This is a genomic window from Legionella wadsworthii DSM 21896 = ATCC 33877 (genome assembly GCF_000701265.1).
Taxonomy (GTDB): Bacteria; Pseudomonadota; Gammaproteobacteria; order Legionellales; family Legionellaceae; genus Legionella; species Legionella wadsworthii.
Window position 1 is genome coordinate 268,551 of sequence record NZ_JNIA01000022.1, and the last position, 23,382, is coordinate 291,932.

Genomic DNA, 23,382 nt, shown 5'->3' on the forward strand with positions numbered 1-23,382 from the left:
CCAACATACGATGTTTATCTTGAAGGGCCTGAGCGAGGGTTTTTATGTGGTTGTTTGTAGGTATCGCGAGGAGACTCAGAAGGATAACCATACTTCTCTGCGTTCTGTTTCACTATTTGTAAATAACGCTCACCCCACGCACCAGGATCAAAGTTCGTCACGACCACGTTATAGGGTAAATTAATAATGGATTCAAAAGCTTTTCTTTGGGGAAGCAAATGTCCACCAAAAGCGACTTGTACTTCAGTTTCTTTATCAATTCCACCGTCTTTTAATCGTTCAATTAATAGAAAAACCATTTTTTCTATAGTCATGTAAAGTTTGAACATGGACATGCCGGCGGACATCATTTCTTCGCCTTTAGAAGTTGACATCTTAGAACCACTATCCAAAATCGGATAAACAAACTCATATTCGTCTGTTCCCTGGATTAACTCCGGTTTAATAATCTGGGGAGGAGAGATAAGATCAATAGTGGGTGATATCACATAGAGTTCAAAATCAGCCCAATGCCACCAAATTTGGTAAACACGTTCCACCAAAGCGACAGGATCATTTAAATCCGTTTCCATTTGGAGCTTACGGAGGTCTATGCTGTTTTCAAAATTATCAGTACCCTCAGTTTCATCGAGAGCGTCTGATTGTTCATCAGGTCTAGGAATATCTGATTCATCAGCCATTTACATACCACATGTATTAAAACCTATATGGTTATATTAGCCCATATTTTGTGAATGAGCACGAAAGATAAAGTATCTTCAGTAAAAAACATGTAAAAAATTGTAACTTCTCTAGAAGAAAAATCAAAAAAGATATTGATAATATTCAGGTGGGTTAGAACGACACTTGAAACAAGTGCTTTGACAATTTTCTTTATCCTTGCATTTACGTATGACCCCTTTGCTCATCCATAAATCAAGCATAGGCTGTAATGCCGGAAGATCCAAACAGAATTCCCTCGTCAATTGCTGGGTGCTTACTACTCCTTCGCGGCAGATGTAATTACGAATTTGCAACAGCATGGTTTCTCCTTAGATTACGTTTGCGGGAATGAAGCCACCAAATACACAGAAGTAAAATAGATGAAAATAAAACCATCAATATGGAACTTGCTCCGGAGTTCTGAATCCATTTAGCTATCTGGTAAAATGAAACAGCTGAAATATAGGCAATAACAAAAGACCAAGCAACAGAAATCCACATGTATTTCCGGTTCGCTTCTTGTCGGATAACAGCCATTGTAGAAACACAGGGAATATAGAGAAGAACAAACAACAGATAAGAGTAAGCCCCAATTTTTCCATCAAAGCGCTGCGCCATGATACCATATACAGATTGAGACACCGGATTATCGGCGGCACTAGCCAATACTGGATTGACAAAAGCAGAGCCTAACTGGGCGAGATTCTGTGGAATAGACCAGAAAGCAGCCTTAATGCCAGCCCAAAAGTCAAACTGCGTCGTTGCTATTTCACCTAAATGTCCGATTTGAGCATAAAGCGTATTTAAAGAGCCTACTACCACCTCTTTGGCCAGCATACCCGTTAACAACCCTACTGTAGCAGGCCAATTATCTTGATGAATCCCCATGGGGGCAAACAAAGGAGTAATCCATTGTCCCATTAAAGAAAGTAAGGATTGCGTGCTGGCTTCGCCTGAATTGACTGCACCATCTAAAGTGATGGCATTTAATCCCCCTAAAATGACACAAATTGGAACAATTAATTTACCAGCCCTAATAACAAAAAAACGAAGCCGTATCAAGGTTTCTCTACATAAACGCTTTAATGCAGGTTTATGATAGGCTGGAAGCTCCAAAATTAATGGAGAAGCATTCCCCTTTAAAGTAAATTTGCGCAGGATAAAACCTGTGAATACAGCCATGACAATGCCAATAAGATAAAGCGAAAATACAATGTTTTGCCCTCCAGAAGGAAAAAATGCAGCAACGAATACTGCATAGATGGCAAGACGTGCACTGCATGACATAAAAGGGCTCATCATCACAGTAAGTAAACGATCGCGTTCTGAGTCTAAAGTTCTCGCTGCCATAATCGCAGGAACATTGCACCCAAAACCTACAATCATGGGCACAAAGGACTTTCCAGGCAATCCTAAAACACGCATCACTTTATCAACAACAAATGCCGCCCTTGCCATATACCCCGATGTTTCCAAAAAAGATAAGAAGAAGAACATTGCGGCAATAACCGGGATAAAGGTCAGCGTGGTATTAATTCCCTTGCCAACCCCGTTTGCCAATAAAGCAATTAACCACGTGGGCGCATGAATTTGTTGCAGTAGCCAAGCGGTACCCTGGACAAACACTGTGTCCGTGCTGATATCAAAAAAATCCTGAAATGCACCACCAATATTAATAGCAAATAAAAACATCAAATACATCATGGCCAAAAAAATTGGGAGGGCAAAAAAACGATGCAACATAATTTTGTCCAGTTTCGCCGTAAAATGCTCGCTGGCATCACTATTTTTTTTCTGAACAATGCCAACCATGTCATGAATTTTCTGGTAGCGCGCATCAGCTAATAATATATCAAGGCTAGAATTTTCTTCATCGGAGAAAATCAAATTTTGGGCCAGGGTTTCATCGGTTAGGCATTCCCCCCCTTCGGCTATTCTGCGGGCGTAATAAAAAGAAAGTGACTGGCTGTAACCTTTTTCGACTAATTTCTTTTCCAAATTCATGAGTTGATGCTGAATGGCCTCATTGACTGGAAGTTTCCAGGGAGAAGTTATTTGAGATAATTGCAGCAGTTCCTGCTGTAAAAAGGCAATACCGATTTGTTTATGGGCTTGTAAGGGTACTACAGGGCAACCTAATTGTTGTGATAAAGCATTGGCATCAATGGAAATACCTCTTTGCTGCGCGATGTCCATCATATTTAAGGCCAGAATCACCGGTTTTCCTAATTCCAGAATTTGTGTAGTCAAATATAAATGACGCTCGAGATGGCAGGCATCGATGACGTTGATAATGCAATCTGCTTCTAATGTAACAATAGAACGGGCCGCAATTTGTTCATCTTGACTCATGCCATTTGTATTGGCAACAAGAGAATAGATTCCTGGTAAATCGGTAATTTGAATGCGTTGTTGTCCTACAAAAAATTCTCCGATTTTTTTTTCAACCGTAACACCTGGCCAATTTCCTATGCGTTGGTTGTCTCCGGTTAAGGCATTAAATAAGGTAGTCTTACCGCAATTCGGATTACCCACTAATAAAACCTGAGTCATATACGCTCCAAAATCAATTGGTTCGCCTCTTCCCTTCGTACTGTTAGAGCAGTTCCTCTTACTTCAATTTGTATTGGACAACCTAAGGGCGCTTTTCGAATCACTAAAATTTCAGTACCACAAGTCACGCCCAGGGATAAAAGCCTACGTCTATATTGAATATCCGTTTCACCAAAACTGGCTATCCGAACTTTATCACCTGGTTCTAATTCTGTAATTTTGATCATGTCCAAACCAATAGAGAAACTCAAGACAATTTTAGCACAAATGAAATCGAGAATCATTCTCAATAAAGAAAAAAATTATACATCTACCTATTACTATATACCTATTTCTATTTATCTACTGACTACATCTCCTCACTGTCTTAATTCTATATACTCGCTGCCTACTTCCCACGGCTTGTCCGCGGGATCCAAACTTGTGGGTAAATTCTTTATACCGCAGGCAAACCATCGGAGATAGAAGCAAAAGATTTACTACATCTAGGAATTATCTGATAGAAATTCCTTCAGCTCTCTTTTGGGGTGACGTGCTAAATAGTCCACGGATTGCATTTCTAACAGGCGGCTCAGAGTTCGTTTGAATGTCTCTTTCATTTCTCCTTCAGTATACAACTCTTTCACTGGCACTTCGGCAGAGATAATAATATTGATTCCGCGGTCATACATTACATCAATAAAATGAATGAACATAATGGCTTGCAAAGTATGATTTGCCGTTAGGACGGGGATATTACTTAAAAAAATAGTATCAAATTTATCGGCGAGCTCTAAATAATCTAATTGGCTGCGGGGCAAATTACATAGAATTTCAAATGCAAACCAAATTGTCTTTTCACCGCACTTGAGATAAGGAATTTCCCGGTTTTGTATTAATAAGACCCCGTTTTCCTGATATTCATTTGCCAAAAGAGAAAATTGCTTTTCCATGGTTTGTGTCGTTTTATCATTTAGAGGATATAAATAAGCATCAAATAGAGGTGTTCTGCCTATCCGATAATCCCTCTGTTCATTTAAATACAATACTTCACTATTGTTTTTAATTGCAGCAATCGCAGGCAAAAATCGTTTTCGATGCACTCCGTCCCGATATAAATCATCAGGTGCAATATTGGAAGAAATAACCAAAATAACCCCCTGCTCTATCAGCGCCTGCAATAGTTCTGCTAAAATCATGGCATAAGCCACATCATGTACCATAAACTCATCAAAACAGAGAACCCGAATCTTTTTAGCCAGCTCCTTTGCAATGTGCCGCAGGGGGTTCTTTTCTCCTTGCAGTCTTCTTAACTGGGCATCGACTTGCTGCATAAAATGATGGAAATGAAAACGTGCTTTCTTTTTTTCTTCTAATCCCTCATAAAATAAATCAATGAGATAAGTTTTTCCTACCCCAACCGGACCATAAAGGTATACCCCTTTGATCCGGTGTTTCATAAAAAGATTCAACCAGGAAGAGCTTGATTTTTTCACCTCGTCAGCAAGTCGTTGCATGGATTGTAATATCTCTCGTTGCAACGGATCATCATCGATATCCCGCCGTTGAATTGCCTCTTCATAATGAGTTATCAGATTTGTCATAAAGAAACCTGAGCACGGATCGATTCAATTAGCCTTGTTTTAAGTTCGATTAATTTTCCATGAAAAAAATGGCTGGTTTGAGCAAATCGAATGACTGGTATTTCAGGTTTCGCCTTTAAGGCAAAATCAAATACCAGTGCTGGAGATACGACTTCATCTTCTTCACCCTGAATAATAATCCAAGGTCGGGGTGCAGGGTCGAATTCGCAATAATTATAATGATGTACCGGAGGCGCTATTGTAATTAATAATTTGGAATCCAATTGTGCTGCAGCACGGTAGGCCACATAAGAGCCGAATGAAAAGCCGGCAAAAATGAGGTCCACATGAGGATTTTTGTATTTAAATTCACGAACCAAAACCAGCATGTCTTCACTTTCACCGATACCAGCATCATAAGTTCCCTCGGATTGACCTACACCGCGAAAATTAAAACGCACAGAGGGGATCCCTAATTCTTTAAAGACGCGAGCTAAGGTGGTCACTACTTTATTATTCATTGTCCCCCCTTGAAGGGAGTGGGGATGACCCAAAAAAGCAATGTGGTTTGATTGATTTTGCTCTGGGACAGTCAATACTGCTTCTATTTTTCCAACGACTCCTTGTAAAAGTACAGGATGTTCACCAGGCAGAGATAATTTTTCAGTAATTTGCATAAAAAACCTGTCATAAAAAGTACCTGCCTTATCCAACACTCGTGAGCGACACCTTAGGGCAGGTCTTAAGGAATCATGAATAATAACTCAGAATTAAAGAGGAACAAAATGGATCAAAAGCAAAAAAAATCGATACTAACAACAAAACATGAATAATTCTTCTTCCGAAAAACCTACCACTTCTCAACACTCTGAAATTGAAATATGATAACCCACGGAGCAATTGCTCCACATACTGCGCTGACCAGCTTTGGCAGCGACTATTATTTCATTTTTTTTTTTGGAGGACTTGATCCATGAGACAGGTACCTGTAGTGCAATACTTTATGCAAAATGATGCTTACTCCACTTTACCAGGGAGTATTGCAGCATGAAAATTCATGATTTTAAACGTAAAAAAGAAGAACAACAAAAAATCTCTGTAATCACCTGTTACGATTATCCCTCTGCTTGCATCGTTGCTGAATCAAACATCGATTGTGTCTTGGTCGGTGATTCAGTTGCCATGGCGGTACATGGCCACGACACAACCATTATGGCTACAATGGAAATGATGATACTTCATACCCAGGCTGTAGCCCGTGGATTAAAGCAGCAATTTCTGATCAGTGATCTCCCTTTTTTAAGTCATAAAAACTCAGTGGCACAAACTGTTGAAAATGTAAAATGTTTATTACAGGCCGGGGCTCATGCAGTAAAAATTGAAGGAGCTGATGCAGATACATGCCAAAAAATTTCTTATTTAGTCAGTGCAGGCGTTCCCGTAGTAGGCCATATTGGTTTAACCCCACAGTCAATTCATCAACTGGGTGGCTATAGGGTACAAGGTAAGAATGATGCGCAAGCTGAAAAACTGATACAGCAAGCCAAACAGTTAGAAGCCGCTGGTTGTTTTGCTTTGGTCATTGAATGTGTCCCTCAACAGTTAGCATTAGCTATTACCCAATCTTTGAATATACCAACAATTGGCATTGGCGCAGGCTCTCACACGGATGGACAAGTACTTGTATGGCATGATTTGTTGGGTATGCAAACCGATTTCAATCCAAAGTTTGTTAAAAAATTCCTTCAGGGTAAGGACCTCATACTCAATGCAATAAATGCTTATGCACAACAGGTTCAACAGGCAAGTTTTCCCGCAGCTGAGCATTCATTTTAATAAACAGGTACAAATTAGCGAAATCCAATTGAACAGTCGGATTGTAGCCTGGGTGAAGCGAAGCCAACCCAGGTACTCCGTCTATGTCGCAGGTTTTGCGTTCTTTACCCAGGATACAATGTACCAAATTGCATTATACATGACCAAAATTTAATAGGAGCAACCCATGCAAATTTTTCATGACATTCAAGAATGGATAAGTTTTCGTAAAAAATTACCGAGAGAATTCACTTTAGGTTTTGCACCCACAATGGGGAATTTGCACGCGGGACATGCGTCTTTATTTTTAGCCAGCAAAAAAGAGAATTCACACACTGTTTCCAGTTTATTTGTTAATCCCACCCAATTTAACCAATCTGAAGACTTTAAACTTTATCCAAGAACACTAGAGGCTGATCTTGAAATTATGGAAGATGCCGGAGTTGATTTTTGTATTCTTCCCGCTGAAAATTCAATGTATGCCGATGGCTATAGTTACCAGGTGCACGAAAGTATGATTTGCCAGCTCATGGAAGGGGCCCGTAGACCCGGCCATTTCAATGGGGTATTAACTGTCGTGATGAAGTTGCTCCATATCGTGAACCCACATCGTGCCTATTTTGGCGAAAAAGATTACCAGCAATATTTATTGATTCATGGCATGGTTCAAGCATTTTTTATGAATGTTGAAATCAAGATGTGCCCCACAATCCGTGAACCTAGTGGTTTGGCTTTCAGCTCACGTAATAACCGGCTCAACAAAGAACAAAAAATGGTGGCCGAACAATTTGCTGCATTATTCCAACAAAAAAATCTGACCTGTGATCAAATCAGAGAACAGTTAACGCAAAAAGGGTTGACTGTAGAGTATGTTGAAGAACATCAAGGCCGGCGTTTTGCAGCAGTACAAATTGGAAACATACGTTTGATAGATAATTATCTCATGACTTAACCGTTATTTCCAAGGAAGTTCAAACCTGGGTTCCGATCGTTACCCAGGTATAAAGTCTATAAAAGTTCTGGAATAGCTTCTGCAACTTTTTCTTTAGATATAACTTCTTCAGCAACCAGATGGCGCAGCTTACCAAAATTAAGGGACTGCGCTGGTATGCCTGCCCAGTGGGTATTTTCCGGCAAACGCTCCCCTTTCATTAATAAAGAAAGGCTACCTAACGAAGAATTTTCTTCCATCATGGTATTATAAAGAACGATTGAGCCTACGCCAACATTACACCCATTGCCAATGGTCACATGAGATACTTTAAATATTCTATCCTCATAAAGATGAGTTTGGATAATAGTCTCAGCATTAATACATACTTCATCGCCAATGTGTATCAGATCGAATTCTGAAAACTCAGCACTGTCTGTAAAGACTTTTTTCCCTGCTTTCGTACCCAAAAGACGATGAACCCAAAGAGCAAATGGAGTGCCTAAAACTTTGTTAGTCCAATGTGGGTTTGTAAAATAATTATAAGAATATTCGATGACATCATTTTTCCAGATGAAAGGATCCCAAATAGGCTTTGTTAAAGGTTTTAATTGACCTAGCATGCCCCATTTTAGAAGAACTAATATGCCAACAAGACCTATTGTAATCAGCATTTCAGTAGGCGGTAAAACCATGGCTGTAGCAATCCAGGAATATTTATCCAGCATATAATCCAAAACATAAAGCATATTGAATAATGCAATTAATGAAAAAGTAGAGGGTAAGAGAATTCGCAAAAATTCAATAAATAACCGCATGCAGTAAAGTTTCTTTGAAGGATAAAAAGTATCTCTATCGGAAAAACCTACAAATAACTCCCTTTTGGGTAAGAAGACTGCGGGTGATCCCAACCATGCTGTGAAAGGATCAGCGGCTTGATTGTCTGGAGGGGCAACTGACAAACAGCCCAATAGTGCCCCTTCTCCCAGTGATTTACCAGAAGACAATAAGCTTACATTCCCTACGAAAGCTCGGCGTCCTAAAGTGACTGGAGCAAAAGAAATAAAACCATTATAAATATTAGGCCAGGCTAAAGCCACAGAACTGGCAGTAAACCCTCCCTCCTCGATAGTGACTAAATCAGGAATAATATGAGGTGTTTCTCCCATTTCTACACCTTTACCTAATTTTGCCCCAAGCAATCTTAAAAATGCCGGCATATACAAGGTGTCAGCCAAGATGGAGACTTCATCGACGTCGAGCAATTTCAACATTATCCAATGCCGGAAATAATAAAAGCTTTTCACGGGATAGTTGCCTGGTTTTATTTTATTCAAAATAATTTTTTTACAAAAGACAATACAAGAATAATACAATCCTAAAAAGAGAAGAGCCCCTAAAGGAATTGCGAAAAACATTGTCATTAGATAATGGCTTTGATCATAGTAATAACTAATTAGAGATATACAAGGAATTAAACATAAATAATAAATCCCCATGACAAAAACAATCCCTAAATAATGCAAGATACTGAAAAAGAGGTTTTTCAAAGGAGTCGATTCATCTGCTGCCATTTGTTTACGGGTAATATGATCCGCAGGTAGAATTCCAGAAACTGCTGGCGAGCCTGAGTAGTAGGCATCTTGGGGAATAAAACTATTATCCGGCAGCATTGACATTTCGTCTAAAACAGCATTGTCTTCTATACGGGTATTTAATCCCACCACAGCACGCGAACCTAAATAACAATTATTTCCAATTCCAATTGAGCCTATTTTCAACCAGCCATCTTCAACGATGTAGCCATTAAGCCGGCAATCTGCACCTATGGACGTATTATTTCCTATAGTCAATAAATCATGGACAGAAATCTGCATGGATCCTAAAAAGCAATTTTTACCTATTTTGGCACCTAATAATCGGTAATAAATATTTGCTAGGGGTGACCCAACTAAATATTTGGCCAAAAACAAATTCTTTTGCAATCTTTGCACCAACCACCACCGATAATAAAACCACCCCCATAGCGGGTATTCACCAGGTTTTATGCGTCCAAGTAAAATCCATTTCAAAGCGATGGTGATCAATAGAGAAATAATCGGTATGGATAATAACAAAGCTAAAAATGCCAGTTGGGACTCTCGAGAAATAATTTCGTACTCTGAGCTTACCCAGCTATAACACAAAATAACGGCGAGCAGTTGCAACGTTCCTACTGCATACTGCAATAAACAACCAAAGAGCTGACCTACACCACACAAATAATATTTCCAGTTGGGCACCCTATATTTTATTTTCTCTTTAGGGTTATCCTCGAGGTGATTGAGATTTGGTGCACTAAATTTCTTCTCCAACTCATGAATGGTGGGATTTTTATATAAATCCAGAATGGATATATTTGTTAATTTCGGTATTTTGCGTAAATTAGAAATCACTTTTGCCGCATGCAATGAATGGCCGCCTAAATCATAAAAAAAGTTTGCATCACCAGAAATGTTCTGACAATCAAAGGTTTTTTCCCACACAACAGCAATTTCCTTGCCTAAATCAGTTTCAGGTGGTGTATAAACATGATCGGTTTTTTTCTGCTGTGGTTTAGGAAGTGCCTTGCGATTCACTTTTCCGCTTGGCAAGACTGGAAAAGTATCCAAGGTTTCGATGACTGCTGGAAGCATATAATCTGGTAATCGCGACCTGAGAAAGGCTTTAAATGCATTTGCATCAAATGGCGAGTTTCTATCAAGAATTAAGTAGGCTACAAGCGAAGGTTGTTCCAATGCTTGCATCGAAACGACCGCTTGCTTAATTCCAGCGTATTCCATGATTACGGTTTCAATTTCATTTAATTCGATACGAAACCCACGTAATTTAACTTGATCATCCACCCTGCCTGCAAAACGAAGATCCCCCCCAGGCGTCCTGGAAACCAAATCGCCAGTCCGATATAATCGTTGTTTTTTATCTACTGGGTTCAACACAAATTTTTCTGCTGTACTTTCAGGTCGATTCACATAACCCCGGGCCAATGCAACTCCTGCAAGACACAATTCACCTTCCTCATTCCCAGATACTTCTCGTAAATGCTCGTCCACGATGAGTACCTCATATCCAGGCAAAGGTTGACCAATAGTAATTTCCTGATCAGGAAAACATTCTGCATAAGTCGCAATGATCGTCGCTTCCGTAGGACCATAGGTATTGATAATTCGAAGGCCCTTTCTACTCCAACGTTTTACTAAACTGGCAGGACAGGTTTCCCCCCCCAAAATCAAAAGGCGAAGATCAGGTAATTCACCTTCCAAAGTAGACAATAAGGTGGGCACGGTGGACAGTATGCTCACCCGGTGATGTTGTAGAAATGAAATCAAACCCAAACCTGATCGCACTTCTTTTACAGTACACGCAATGAGGGACGCACCATTGGCAAAAGCCATCCAAAGCTCCTCCAAGGAGGCGTCAAAAGCCAGGGAAAAACCCTGATATACTTTATCATCACTGTTTATCTCATAGAGCTTACTCGCGACCTGAACATAATGGCATATGCTGCGTTGGGTTATTTCTACCCCTTTTGGTTTACCCGTTGATCCCGAAGTGTAAATGATATAACACAGTGCTTCTTCATTATGCTCGGGTGGTGGGGTTAACCTTCCTGTAGCACATTGAGAAATCTCTTGAGCGAGTGTATCGATGGCAAATGTCTTGGGCCAATTTAAATTTTTTTGCGCCATTTGCATAGAAGAACTTAAAACGGCATCAAATGACAGATCCGAAAAAATGAAATTGATTCGTTCATCCGGATAGTCTACTTCAATAGGAACATAAGCTGCGCCGGTTTTCAAAGTGGCAAGAATGGCGATATAGCACTCTATTGAACGCTCTAACAGGATACCAACAATGCTGCCTTCGGCGATGTTTTTTTGATAAAGATAATGAGCTAATTGGTTTGCACGGTTTTCTAATTCTTGATACGAAATAAATGTGTTATCGCATACTAAAGCGATATTTTGTGGAAAATTATCCACTGATTGCTCAAAAAAGTGATGCAATTTCATAATACTTAACCGGCTGAAAACTACAGTTAGGATTGATTCCCACTATTGTGCCCATTCCCATTTTGATTTTTATATTTTTTATAGATAAAAGGGGAGCAAAACTTAGATTCACCCTACATATTCTATTTAGCATCAATATTAAAAAGCTTATGAAAAAAAACACAAGCAAGACCTTGCTGAGATTATAATTCTTTGTTGTATCACAATCGAGCTTATTTATAGTAAATTTTTACTCTTCCCTGTCTGAGAAGGATGTAGCGATGCAACGCCATATCCTTACTTTAGTTTTAATTTACTTTGAAAAAATTTCTTGCAAGAAATTAGTCATTGCTTGCCATGAACGTTGTGCGGCTACAGGGTTATAAATGGTCCCTAACTGTGAATCATGGGCATTAGGATTAGTAAAGGCATGCTGTACATGTCCGTACATATGCATTTGCCAATCTACATTTGCTTCAGTCATCTCTTTACAAAATGCATGCACCTGATCAGGTTTAACCATCGGATCATCATAACCATGCAAAACCAAAATTTTTGCCTGAATCGATTCAGACTTTAAATTTCCGGGTTGATGCAATAAACCATGAAAACTGACCACGCCTTTGAGATCCGCTCCAGAACGAGCCAGCTCAAGAGCACACAAACCACCAAAGCAAAATCCAATAATCGCAATTCTTTCCCGATCGATCTCGGGCATTGAGAGCACAGCCTTCAAACCCGCCTGCACACGACGGCGCAAAAAGGCTTGATCGGAAATCAAAGGATGCATCAGCTCTTTTTTTTCTTCTGTAGTCGAGCCCAGTTTTCCCTGACCATACATATCTACAGCAAAACCTAAATAACCCATCTGAGCCAATAATTGTGTCTTATCGCACGCAAATTCATTACGCCCGCTCCAATCATGTACTACCAGAACTGCAGGACGCGGACCTGCAACCGAATTGTCATAAGCAACAAATCCTAATAGTTCTTGCTCATTATCGTGATAAATTAAATTTGAAGTATGCATCTCAGCTCCCTGAAATATATTGAATCATTTTTAGTTCATTAGTTTATTCAATCGAGAAAGATAAAGCTATGAAATCCACCTTATTGTAAGAAAATAGCTGATAATTCAGATACCCTATCTGTTTTATTTTGGTCTAAACTTAAAATAAACTCTGAAGAGGATATAATCATGATAACGTCATCATTAATCCGTGTTCGAGATCTTCTACATGCACAATTATGCTATCAAGCTTTTATTACACCCATTTTTTTTCCTTTGGAAAAGGAATATAGGAGCTTCGCCAAACTGGCTTGTGAGTTCATTGAGGCCCGGCGTACGGAAGTCATCCATAAAGAGTTTCCACGCCATCATGTATTGCATCGGTTTGCCTCACAAAAAAATACAAATGGTAAAAAGGTACTCATTACCCATGGATGGATTTCCCGTGCAGCTTATATGGCGCGTTTAATCCATGCATTACATCAACAAGGTTACGAAGTCTATGCCCTGGATTTTCCCGCACATGGTGAAGCAAAAGGATTACAATTACCCTGGACTGACGCAGTCGCCATTTTAAAAGACACGATCAACCAACACGGACCTTTTTATGCAGTAATTGGCCATTCATTCGGTGGCTCTATGTTACTCAACACTTTGAATGTAGCAGGGCAACTTCCCGAATGGAAATTACAGCATAAACCAGAACGAGCCATTTTGATTGCCTCACCAACACAAATGCGTAGTCCGGTAAATCGAATCGCGAAAAAATTCAAATTAAGCGGCCATGGATACTTGCAACTATGCCAGGTCATGAAACAACAAGCAGGTTTTGATATTAAGCTCATTCGCTTACGCCATTTCATCTCTCAATCACCCAATATTCCTTTTCTATGCATCCACGGGGAGCTCGATAAAACAATTAGCCCTAAAGAATCAATTGAATTTTGCAACCAATATCAGAATGCCAAACTTTGTCTTCTCCCTGACGCAAATCATGTGAGCGTCCTAATGGATGAACGGGTCGATCAATTGGTCTGTGAGTTTTTGGGAGAGGAAATATCATCAAAAGGAAAAACAATATTCGAGGCAGAAAATCATACCCGGGGGGCAGCATAGCTACCACCCCTGGTACCTACAATAATAGGTTACTCGCTTTCCATATATTGCCGCAGTTTTTTCATGGCATTTTTTTCAAGTTGGCGAACTCGCTCAGCAGATACGCCGTATTTTTTGGCTAAATCATGCAATGTCAGTTTTTCTTCAGCCAACCAACGCTGCTGTAAAATATCCTGGCTGCGCTCATCTAATTGCTCTAAAGCGCACATTAGCTTTTCACGACCTTGATCCCCAGAATTCTCTTTTTCCAGCAATACGGAAGGATCATCATTGGCATTAAATAAATAGCGCTCAGGGGCCGTGTAAAATTCGTCATGATCATCTGCATCAGGCGCATCATACGGGGTGTCCATCGCATTGAGCCGTTGCTCCATAATTAATACGTCTTCGCGGCTTACACCCAAATCATTCGCTACCGCACTGACTTCTTCATGACTCATCCACCCCAAACGGTTTTTCATTTGGCGAAGATTAAAAAATAACTTACGCTGTGCTTTGGTTGTTGCAATTTTAACGATACGCCAGTTGCGTAACACAAATTCATGAATTTCTGCTTTTATCCAGTGTACTGCAAAGGATACAAGGCGGACCCCCATCTTGGGATCAAAACGTTTTACCGCCTTCATCAAACCGATGTTGCCCTCTTGAATCAAATCATTCAAAGGCAAACCATATCCTAAATAGCCACGAGCTACTCGAACAACATAACGTAAATGAGCAAGAACCAAACGGCGTGCAGCCTCAAGATCTCCTTCAGCGTGAAAACGTTCCGCACAGGCAATCTCTTCCTCTAAAGACAACATAGGAATTTGATTGACTCTTTGAATATAAGAATCAAGGCTACCCACAGGTAAATTCATTTCGGCAAGTTGCAAATATTGACTCATCGCTTCTTTTCCTCTAAAACTTCTCTGTAAAATAAAGGTAAAAAAATAAAAGAAAGGGGCTCATAATTGGGGCTCAATGGAAGCCAATTGGCGTTTCACCGATAAACGTGCCCCCATCCATCCTAGTATAATCGCAAATAAAGTAAGTAGCAAGACTTGTCTAAATGACAATCCTGTTAACGGATAGTGCATTTGATAAGCAACTGCTAACTGATTGATCGCCGAACCTAAACTGAAAATAAAAATATTTACCATAAAGACAGCAAAAAGCGCGCCTAAGACACCATACCATACACCAGAATATAAAAACGGCCTAAGAATAAATGGATCTTTTGCGCCAATTAACTTCAAAACCTGAATTTCCTCTTGGCGGCTATGAAGGGCTAAGCGTAATGTAGTCCCAACTATCATGATCACAGCCATGGCCAATAAGGCAAGCAATGCATCTGCAAATTTGGCTGCAAAACCTAAAAGCGCATGTAATCTGCTGATCCATTCCATGTCAATTTTCGCATGTTCTACCTGGACGATTGTTTGTAACTTTCTTGCTAATAAATCCAGTTTGGCTGGTGAGTCAACCGTCAAGGCTGGAACCACATCCACTACTGCAGGCAAAGGATTTTCAGGAAGGTAGCGCATGATATCTTGCATACCTTCTTGCTGAGTTAATTCAGATAAGCCATCGGTAGAGGATTTTAACGAAATTTGAGCAACCCCGTCTGTTTCACGTACTTTTTGAATTAAAAGTTGCTGTTCTGCTTCGGATAAGCCAGGCTTTAGATAAAGTGAAATATGGCCGCCACGCTGCCAGCTCGCGGTTAATTTAGCCATATTATCAGAAAAGACCCAAAAAAGAGCAGGCAAAGCCAAGGCAATGGCGATTACAAGCGAAGTCATGATGGTTGCCAGGGGTTTACGGCATAAAACATTTAAACTTTGTATTGCTGCCTGCATGTGATAAGCAAGGATTGCCTGTGCTTGTTTTAACACATTCGCCCTCCTTTGAGCATGACGATACGATGCTTCATACCTGCAATTAAAGCTAAATCATGTGTGGCAATTAATATACTCACCCCAACTTGGTTAAATTGTTCAAAAATGGCCATGATTTCGGTAGACAATTTGGGGTCAAGGTTTCCTGTAGGCTCATCAGCCAATAGCAAAGCAGGCTTATGCACTACCGCTCGAGCGATTCCGACCCGTTGTTGCTCCCCGCCTGATAAATGAATTGGCAACATTTTTTCTTTACTTAGTAGACCCACCATGTCTAAAGCTGCATGCACCCTTTTTGCCATCATGGGATGAGACATCCCCTGAATTTGCAATGGTAATGCGACATTATCATATACAGTTCGGTCATTAAGTAAATAAGGGGATTGAAAAGTAATGCCTAGTTGACTGCGATGAGCGGCTACATCACGTTTTTTTAAATGATTCAAGCGCAAACCATTCACAGTCAACTGGCCGGAAGTAGGCCATTCTAAAAGAGCAATCAATTTGAGTAAAGTGCTTTTCCCTGCACCAGAGTGTCCCGTAATAAAGGCCATTTCACCCTTTTGCAAGGAGAAATTAACCTGGCTTAATGCTTCAAAACCACCTGGATAACGTTTCGTTACTTGCTCAAATGTGATCATTGAAAAGTGCACCCACGAATTGTGCTGCATCAAAGGGTCTTAAATCCTCAATCCCTTCACCAATCCCAATATACCGAAAGGGTATTCCTAATTCATTTGCAATAGCGAATAATATACCGCCTTTAGCTGTTCCGTCCAATTTGGTCATGGTGATTCCACTTAATCCAATGGCTTCATGAAATTGGCGTGCTTGAACCAAAGCATTTTGTCCAATACTTGCATCCAATATCAACATCGTTTCGTGAGGCGCCTCGGGACAAATTTTTTGCAACACTCGTTTTACTTTCTTCAACTCTTCCATTAAGTTATCTTGTGTATGCAATCGCCCTGCAGTGTCTGCGATTAAAATATCCATTTTACGGGCTTTTGCTGCTTGCAGTGCATCAAAAATAACGGATGCACTATCTGCACCCGTATGTTGGGCAATGACCGGGATGTCGTTTCTTTCACCCCACACATGTAATTGCTCTACTGCCGCTGCTCTAAAAGTATCCCCAGCAGCGAGCATGACTTTTTTGCCCTGCCGTTGGAATTGTTTCGCCAACTTCCCTATGGTAGTCGTTTTTCCTGCACCATTTACACCAACCATTAAAATAACGAAGGGGGAATGATCCGAAGTTTCTAAGGTTAGCGGTTTATCGTTTTGGCTTAAAATGGACTGCAGATGCGATTTAAGCGCCTCATAAACTGCATCTCCATCAGCCAATTTTTTTCTCGCTAAGCTTTCAGCCAATTTATTTAAAACCACTTGGGCAGTTTCCACTCCTAAATCAGCACTAATAAGGAGCGTTTCCAATTCGTCAAGCAGATCCTGACTGATTTCTTTTTTTCCGAGCAATAATCGTCCGATTCCATCGCCAAGCTGGAGGCGTGTTTTGCTTAATCCCTTTCTGAATCGGGCAAATATTCCTTCTTTGATGGGCTCTTGCTCCTGTTCAGTGACTTCTTCTGGAGGCGGAGACAACGAGTCAGTATCATTTTGCGAAGGGTCGGCCTCAACAGAGGAGGAATCATGACTTCGTTTAAACCATTTAATCATATAGTATACAAATCCCGAAAAATATGAAATTCTATCATCTTTTTTACTTTGAGGTTAACTTGTGCGCAAAATACTCTTTACGCTACTTATGGTACTATCTTGCCAGACCTTCAGCCAAGTGCAAGAGTTTACTTTGAATAATGGATTAAAAATCATAGTTAAAGAAGATCACCGGGCGCCTATTGCAGTATCCATGATTTGGTATCACGTAGGCTCTGCCGATGAACCAGGCGGCATCACAGGTGTTTCTCATGCGATAGAACATATGATGTTTAAAGGGACAGAAAAATTTCCTTTAGGCGTCTTCTCCAAAACTATAGCAGATATTGGCGGTCAAACAAACGCGTTTACCAGTAATGATTACACTGCTTTTTATGAAAAAACAGATGCGTCGAAACTGGCGACAAGTTTTGAACTGGAAGCAGATAGAATGAATCACTTGCTTCTCGATGCCAATGAATTTGCCAAGGAAATCAAGGTAATTCAAGAGGAGCGCCGGCTTAGGACTGAAGATAATCCACAAGCACTTGCTTTTGAACGTTTTCTAGCAACTGCACATCTTAGTGCACCTTACCACCACCCAGTTATTGGCTGGATGAATGATCTGAAGCATATGTCAGTCGATGACATTAGGGTGTGGTACAAAAAATATTATGCACCGAATAATGCGACTTTAGTAGTCGTAGGAGACGTCAATCCGGATCAAGTCAAAGCTTTAGCAGAAAAATATTTTGGTGCATTATCGAGCCATCCAATTCCTGAGAGAAAATATCAAAAAGAGCCCCCTCAATTGGGCGAAAAAATTGTCCATGTACAGGCTATAGCGAAATTACCGCTCATCATGATGGGCTATGCGGTACCTAGTGTGAACACAGCAATGAATCAATACGAGCCTTATGCTTTGGAAGTGATTGCGGGAATATTGGATGCAGGCGACAGTGCGCGTTTTACCAAAAATCTGATACGCAATAAAAATATAGCCGCAGGGGTTGATACGAATTACAACCCCTATACGAGATACCAAACTCAATTTATCATCTATGGCTCCCCCAGCCAAAACCATACAGTAGGCGAGTTACAAAATGGGATTTTGGCCGAGCTTGATGAATTGAAAAAGACTCTGGTAAGCGAAAAAGAATTACAACGGATAAAGAATCAAATCATTGCTCAAAAAACATTTGAAAAGGATTCCATATTTGGACAAGCAACAGAATTAGGCTTATTGGAGACCGTTGGCATTGGTTGGCAAAAAGCAGATGAATATACAAAAGCAATTAATGCAATTACACCGCAACAAGTGCAGCAGACTGCGCAGCATTATTTCCAAGAAAAAAGCAGGACCATTGCTATCTTAGAACCTCAACCACAAAGGGCTGCACCATGAGAATTTTTAGTATATGTATTTTGGTATTCTTCTTAGGCTTCTCCACCACAACAACGGCGAATACGTTCAAGACGGAACAATGGATCACTAAGAATGGAGTTCAGGTGGTCTTTTATCCTGCAATGGAAGTACCCATGGTCGACATCCTTTTGTCTTTTGCTGCAGGTTCAGCCTATGATGGGAACCAATATGGGCTTAGTGCCTTAACCAGCCGATTAATGAACAAAGGAAATGGAGGACAAGATGCTAATGCCATAGCGGAATCTTTAGCAGATGTCGGTGCCCAATATAAATCTGAAGTCAATCGGGACATGGTCGTCTTTAGCCTGCGAACGTTGGTTGCAAAAGAAGCATTGAACCAAGCTGTGTCTACCTTTGCACAAATTGTGAATCATCCAGATTTTCTTGATGACGCATTTTCAAGGGAAAAAAGACAACAGCTTCTGGCCATCGAACAACGACAGGAAACTCCTGAAGAAATAGCACAATTCAATTTTTTTAAAGCCTTATACCCCCATCATCCTTATGCAAACCCTGTTAATGGTACAGCGGATACAGTTAAAGCAATTAATATGGGCCAAGTAATTGAATTTAATAAGCGGTATTATGTCGCAAAAAATGCAATATTAGTATTAGTCGGTGCCATTGATAAAGAAACTGCCCACAGAATTGCTGATGGGATCACTCAAAGCTTACCAGAAGGGCAACCTGCTTCACCTGTTCCAAAAGCAGCTGAGCTTACCCAGGCTGAAACCATCAATATCCCATTTCCCTCCGCTCAAACAGTAATAAGACTCGGGCAAATTGGCATTGATCACCATACGCCAAATTATTTTCCACTTATCGTGGGAAATTATATTTTAGGAGGAGGCGCTTTAGTATCCCGTCTCGCTATAGAAGTTAGAGAGAAAGAAGGTTTAACTTATGGAATAGATAGCCAATTTGCACCGATGCGAGGGAATGGACCTTTTCTTATCAGTTTGTCTACTCGAAATCAGCAAGCTAAAAAAGCATTAGCTATTATTCAGAATGTTTTACGTACTTATATAGAACAAGGACCAACTGATGAAGAAATGACAGCTGCCAAACAGTATCTGACTGGAAGTTTCCCACTTTCTTTATCAGGTAACCGCAGCATTGCAATTACTTTATTGAGGGTGGCTTTTTACCATTTACCTGCGGACTTTCTGGATACCTATATTGACCACATCAATGGTGTCACCAGCGAACAAGTAAAACAAGCATTCCAACAACAAGTAAACCCTGATAAATTATTGTTAGTGACCGTAGGTAAATCATGAAACAAGTAGTCCGTATCATAGGTGGAATATACCGAGGAAAGAAATTACCATTTCCGGATGTAGAGGGATTACGTCCTACCCCAGATCGCGTACGTGAGACTTTATTTAATTGGCTCATGCACGACATTAGGGATGCACGCTGCCTGGATGCTTTTGCAGGCAGTGGCGCATTGGGTTTTGAAGCTTTTTCAAGGGGATCCCGCGAAGTTGTTCTTCTTGAGCAATCCCCAAAAGCCTATGATCATTTAGATAAAATCATCACTTCATTTAACTCGCCAAAACTTAAATTAATCAAAACAGACGCAGTTCAGTTTCTTCAGATGAGACAAAAAGAATTTGATATCATCTTTCTGGATCCTCCTTTTGCACAAAATTATCTGCCCCAATGTCTTTCTGGCATCACAATGTATCACTCCCTAAAAAAAGGGGGGCTTGTTTACATTGAATCACCCACGCCCACTCAATTAGATGAAACTCAGTGGCGATCAATAAAAATAAAAAAAGCCGGACAAGTCTTTTATGCTTTATATGAAAAATTGGTGTGATCTTCCCGCTCTATGTAAGAGAAACATATTTATTTTTGCCCTGATTTTAAAAAACAAAGATATCCTAAGCGCAATTGAATTTAGGACGCTAGCAAGGTTGTAATTTCTTTAAATTCATACATTTCCTAATCTATAGGCTTGACAAGGAGCTTGGCTCCTGTTTCAATCAAACGAATATTCCCAGACATTAAAGAACATTGAATGAACAACAAGCTTCTTATGTTAATTATTGCCTCAGCCTTGCTTGTGGGTTGCAAACATGGTGTGCTTTTTAAAAAACCACCCGTGAATAATCCAAGCGATGATGCCACAATTAAATTAGCAGAAGCAGCAGTATCAGTCAGTGATTCAATGCATGAAATGGCGAGAGTCGAAAAGGAAATTATACCTCCCCATGTAGACAATACGCTTACAATCCCCAACTCTTATAATTTGCAAGCCAGAGCAAGTGTGGATTGGTCTGGACCTATCGAAGAATTAACTGCTCGTATCGCCAAATCCGCGCACTTTAGATTTCGTGTGTTAGGAAAAGCGCCTTCGATTCCGGTTTTGATAAGCCTTAACATAAAAGATCAAAGTTTGGCTGAAATTTTGCGCGATATTGATTATCAAGCTGCCAAAAAGGCTTATATACACGTTTACCCTAACAGTCAGGTTGTAGAATTACGCTATGCCAAAATTTATTCCTAGTTTAATAGTTTTATTATCTGCTTTGCTGTTTGGCTGCCACTCAAAATATATGGGAGATACCAACTCATTAGCTGGGCTGCAGGCTATGGCCAATGTTACGGTAAAGGAACGGAATAAAAAACGAAATGGTAAAATTCGGCAAATGGCTTTAAAAGAAACTGCGCTAAGCTTAGGCGCGCAAGCAGGACTCGCGCACCGTGCCAAAATTATTGATGAGCATCTAATAAGACAATCACGCCGGCTTGATGCCATTTATGATTTTAATTCATTAATTCTAGAGCATAACATTTTACCTCCTGTTCTGCTGGAAGGTAGGAATACACTCAATTTGGCTGATGCTCAAACCATTCGTATCTCTGATCGTACCTATAGAGTTGCGAAACAGGCTCATTTTGTCACTACTCCGCCCACTTGGCGTCAATACTTATGGCTGGACTATGTGAAACCAGAATATCCTCACTATACGTTATTGCCAAAAACGAAAATAGAAAAAAAGATATGGTGCATGTATACAGCCAAAGGTTGGAAAAATGGTATTGATCAGGCAAATACGATTCTTGAAGAAAATATAGCAAGAATTAAAGAAGATTTTGGTGGCATGATCCTTTATCGAAAACTACTCGCTATGAATATGATCTCCCCTCCTTTTGTTTCTCATACAGATTTGGGTGTTACTGGGGATGCTTCGGAAATTCATATCGATGATAGGGTGTTAAGAATTACGGCCTTACCTGGATTAAATGTCAACAGTCAAGAATGGCGAGCCGCCGTTACTAAAGATGAAAATGCTTTAGAACGATTCAAAAACATGGAAAAATTAGCAAAACGTTCTAAAATTATTATAACGGATAAATCGTGGCAGCCTACGATTGCTCCAGTTAACGATAACAATAGAATTCAACAATAGGATGTATGAACAATAACCCTTATTTAATGCCCGATGAACCCACGCGTTTTACTCCGCTTTTCATGGATAAAATGTTAGAGCATACAGAACGACTTAATGCTTCTGATATCACCATCCAAACAGGCGAGCCGATTTATGCAGAGGTTTATGGAAAATTATTACGCATTACAAATCGTCGATTGTCCAATACGGAGCTGGGGGATTTGATCAATTCAATTTACGGACCTAATGCTACAACGCAGCTGTTGTCTGGAAAGGACATCGATACCCATTATGAGTTTCGTCCTAATCGAGGAGTACGTTACCGTTACAGGGTCAATGGGACAGCTTGTCTTGTAGAAGGCCATGACGCGATACAAATAACCTTAAGAACGATTCCAACAACGCCTCCAAGGCTAGAAACAATGAATCTTCCTGATAATGTTCTTGAAGCAATTGCACCCCAGGAAGGAATTGTTTTTATTACAGGGGCAACAGGATCAGGGAAATCAACTTTGTTGGCTTCAATCATTCGAGATCTCATCGAAACAGAAGATTCAAACCGTAAAGTACTAACTTATGAATCTCCAATTGAATTTGTTTATGATGAAATAGAAACAATATCGGCAGTAGTTAGCCAGTCAGAAATTCCGCGCCACTTACCTAGCTTTGCGGATGGAGTAAGGAATGCTCTGCGGCGAAAACCCCGTTTAATCATGGTGGGTGAATGTAGAGATGCGGAAACAATTAGTGCTGCATTAGAAGCAGCGCTTACTGGACATCCAGTTTATACTACCTTACATACTTCCGGTGTTGCTGAAACAATGCGCCGTCTTGTGACCTCATTTGCTGGTGAAGAGCGTTTGGGAAGAACAATTGATATTTTGGAAACCATTAGATTATGTATCTGGCAAAAGCTTGTACCTACTGTAGATGATCGAAGAGTCGCATTAAGAGAGTACTTGGTATTTGATGAGGAAGTCCGAGATGTATTACTCGAAAGTGATCCCAATGATGTAACTTCAGCTACTCGTAAATTAGTGCGACAAAAAGGCCAACTTATGACTTGGGATGCTAAAGCAAAATTTGAGCAGGGCATTATTAGCGAAAGGGTTTATAAATTAATCATTGCAGGCGCCAAAGAATACCAACAGTAAATGAGTTCCTCGAGTACCCCAAGATTATTTTTGGTACTGCCAAAATAATCGATTTCATCCACCTTACTTTTTCTGTAGGGTGAATAATAAAATCTCATGACATTTTCAATTCAAAATGATCCCTTCATGGCGCATAACTT

At 40.2% G+C, this 23,382-nt stretch carries 21 protein-coding genes; 9 read left to right on the plus strand and 12 right to left on the minus strand.

Annotated features, from left to right (window positions below; all coding sequences use genetic code 11):
• Window positions 1–14: 14 nt before the first annotated feature.
• The 6 genes from BU07_RS0101800 to BU07_RS0101825 form a co-directional block, all read right to left on the minus strand.
• Complete coding sequence (locus BU07_RS0101800; protein ID WP_031563094.1) at window positions 15–680, minus strand: hypothetical protein; 666 nt, start codon at window positions 678–680, stop codon at window positions 15–17.
• A 123-nt stretch (window positions 681–803) separates the two neighbouring features.
• The gene (locus BU07_RS0101805; RefSeq protein ID WP_031563096.1) at window positions 804–1,022 is read right to left on the minus strand and encodes a FeoC-like transcriptional regulator; all 219 of its coding nucleotides are present in this window, start codon (window positions 1,020–1,022) and stop codon (window positions 804–806) included.
• Window positions 1,003–3,255 (minus strand): Fe(2+) transporter permease subunit FeoB, encoded by a 2,253-nt coding sequence (gene feoB, locus BU07_RS0101810; RefSeq protein ID WP_031563097.1) that lies wholly within the window; start codon window positions 3,253–3,255, stop codon window positions 1,003–1,005. Before feoB ends, BU07_RS0101805 begins: the two co-directional genes overlap by 20 nt.
• The gene (locus tag BU07_RS0101815) at window positions 3,252–3,482 is read right to left on the minus strand and encodes a FeoA family protein (RefSeq protein ID WP_035898941.1); all 231 of its coding nucleotides are present in this window, start codon (window positions 3,480–3,482) and stop codon (window positions 3,252–3,254) included. The genes feoB and BU07_RS0101815 overlap by 4 nt, the downstream gene beginning before the upstream one ends.
• 258 nt (window positions 3,483–3,740) lie before the next feature.
• Window positions 3,741–4,838, minus strand: a complete 1,098-nt coding sequence (zapE, locus tag BU07_RS0101820) for a cell division protein ZapE (protein ID WP_031563102.1) — start codon at window positions 4,836–4,838, stop codon at window positions 3,741–3,743.
• Window positions 4,835–5,494 (minus strand): alpha/beta hydrolase, encoded by a 660-nt coding sequence (locus BU07_RS0101825; RefSeq protein WP_031563105.1) that lies wholly within the window; start codon window positions 5,492–5,494, stop codon window positions 4,835–4,837. Before BU07_RS0101825 ends, zapE begins: the two co-directional genes overlap by 4 nt.
• A gap of 370 nt (window positions 5,495–5,864) precedes the next feature.
• On the opposite strand from BU07_RS0101825, the gene panB reads away from it, so the two are divergent.
• On the plus strand, window positions 5,865–6,653 hold the full coding sequence (gene panB / locus BU07_RS0101830) for a 3-methyl-2-oxobutanoate hydroxymethyltransferase (RefSeq protein WP_031563107.1): 789 nt from the start codon (window positions 5,865–5,867) through the stop codon (window positions 6,651–6,653).
• A 166-nt stretch (window positions 6,654–6,819) separates the two neighbouring features.
• The gene (panC, locus tag BU07_RS0101835) at window positions 6,820–7,584 is read left to right on the plus strand and encodes a pantoate--beta-alanine ligase (protein ID WP_031563109.1); all 765 of its coding nucleotides are present in this window, start codon (window positions 6,820–6,822) and stop codon (window positions 7,582–7,584) included.
• A gap of 56 nt (window positions 7,585–7,640) precedes the next feature.
• Here panC and BU07_RS0101840 read toward each other — a convergent pair whose 3' ends face one another.
• On the minus strand, window positions 7,641–11,615 hold the full coding sequence (locus tag BU07_RS0101840; RefSeq protein WP_031563112.1) for a Pls/PosA family non-ribosomal peptide synthetase: 3,975 nt from the start codon (window positions 11,613–11,615) through the stop codon (window positions 7,641–7,643).
• A 292-nt stretch (window positions 11,616–11,907) separates the two neighbouring features.
• Window positions 11,908–12,624 (minus strand): dienelactone hydrolase family protein, encoded by a 717-nt coding sequence (locus BU07_RS0101845; protein ID WP_031563113.1) that lies wholly within the window; start codon window positions 12,622–12,624, stop codon window positions 11,908–11,910.
• A gap of 168 nt (window positions 12,625–12,792) precedes the next feature.
• Here BU07_RS0101845 and BU07_RS0101850 point away from each other — a divergent pair, with 168 nt between their 5' ends.
• Window positions 12,793–13,719 carry an alpha/beta hydrolase gene (locus BU07_RS0101850; RefSeq protein WP_084157774.1) on the plus strand — a complete coding sequence of 309 codons (927 nt, stop codon included), beginning with the start codon at window positions 12,793–12,795 and terminating at the stop codon, window positions 13,717–13,719.
• 29 nt (window positions 13,720–13,748) lie between these two features.
• On the opposite strand, the gene rpoH is transcribed toward BU07_RS0101850, so the two are convergent.
• The 4 genes from rpoH to ftsY are packed head-to-tail and all read right to left on the minus strand — an operon-like array spanning window position 13,749 to window position 17,279.
• The gene (rpoH, locus tag BU07_RS0101855; RefSeq protein ID WP_031563115.1) at window positions 13,749–14,606 is read right to left on the minus strand and encodes an RNA polymerase sigma factor RpoH; all 858 of its coding nucleotides are present in this window, start codon (window positions 14,604–14,606) and stop codon (window positions 13,749–13,751) included.
• A 60-nt stretch (window positions 14,607–14,666) separates the two neighbouring features.
• Window positions 14,667–15,596 (minus strand): permease-like cell division protein FtsX, encoded by a 930-nt coding sequence (gene ftsX / locus BU07_RS0101860; RefSeq protein WP_031563117.1) that lies wholly within the window; start codon window positions 15,594–15,596, stop codon window positions 14,667–14,669.
• The gene (gene ftsE / locus BU07_RS0101865) at window positions 15,590–16,240 is read right to left on the minus strand and encodes a cell division ATP-binding protein FtsE (RefSeq protein ID WP_031563120.1); all 651 of its coding nucleotides are present in this window, start codon (window positions 16,238–16,240) and stop codon (window positions 15,590–15,592) included. The genes ftsX and ftsE overlap by 7 nt, the downstream gene beginning before the upstream one ends.
• Window positions 16,227–17,279: a signal recognition particle-docking protein FtsY gene (gene ftsY, locus BU07_RS0101870; RefSeq protein ID WP_031563122.1), complete on the minus strand. Its 1,053-nt coding sequence runs from the start codon at window positions 17,277–17,279 to the stop codon at window positions 16,227–16,229. Before ftsY ends, ftsE begins: the two co-directional genes overlap by 14 nt.
• A 61-nt stretch (window positions 17,280–17,340) precedes the next feature.
• Here ftsY and BU07_RS0101875 point away from each other — a divergent pair, with 61 nt between their 5' ends.
• The 6 genes from BU07_RS0101875 (at window position 17,341) to dotB (ending at window position 23,242) form a co-directional block, all read left to right on the plus strand.
• The gene (locus BU07_RS0101875) at window positions 17,341–18,663 is read left to right on the plus strand and encodes a M16 family metallopeptidase (RefSeq protein WP_031563124.1); all 1,323 of its coding nucleotides are present in this window, start codon (window positions 17,341–17,343) and stop codon (window positions 18,661–18,663) included.
• Window positions 18,660–19,964, plus strand: a complete 1,305-nt coding sequence (locus tag BU07_RS0101880) for a M16 family metallopeptidase (RefSeq protein ID WP_031563126.1) — start codon at window positions 18,660–18,662, stop codon at window positions 19,962–19,964. The genes BU07_RS0101875 and BU07_RS0101880 overlap by 4 nt, the downstream gene beginning before the upstream one ends.
• Window positions 19,961–20,509 carry a 16S rRNA (guanine(966)-N(2))-methyltransferase RsmD gene (gene rsmD / locus BU07_RS0101885; RefSeq protein ID WP_031563127.1) on the plus strand — a complete coding sequence of 183 codons (549 nt, stop codon included), beginning with the start codon at window positions 19,961–19,963 and terminating at the stop codon, window positions 20,507–20,509. The genes BU07_RS0101880 and rsmD overlap by 4 nt, the downstream gene beginning before the upstream one ends.
• A gap of 201 nt (window positions 20,510–20,710) precedes the next feature.
• Window positions 20,711–21,199: a type IVB secretion system lipoprotein DotD gene (gene dotD, locus BU07_RS0101890; RefSeq protein WP_031563129.1), complete on the plus strand. Its 489-nt coding sequence runs from the start codon at window positions 20,711–20,713 to the stop codon at window positions 21,197–21,199.
• Window positions 21,180–22,106: a type IV secretion system DotC family protein gene (locus BU07_RS0101895; protein WP_031563131.1), complete on the plus strand. Its 927-nt coding sequence runs from the start codon at window positions 21,180–21,182 to the stop codon at window positions 22,104–22,106. The genes dotD and BU07_RS0101895 overlap by 20 nt, the downstream gene beginning before the upstream one ends.
• 5 nt (window positions 22,107–22,111) lie before the next feature.
• Window positions 22,112–23,242, plus strand: coding sequence for a Dot/Icm type IV secretion system ATPase DotB (dotB, locus tag BU07_RS0101900; protein WP_031563133.1), 1,131 nt, complete (start codon window positions 22,112–22,114; stop codon window positions 23,240–23,242).
• Window positions 23,243–23,382: the final 140 nt, after the last annotated feature.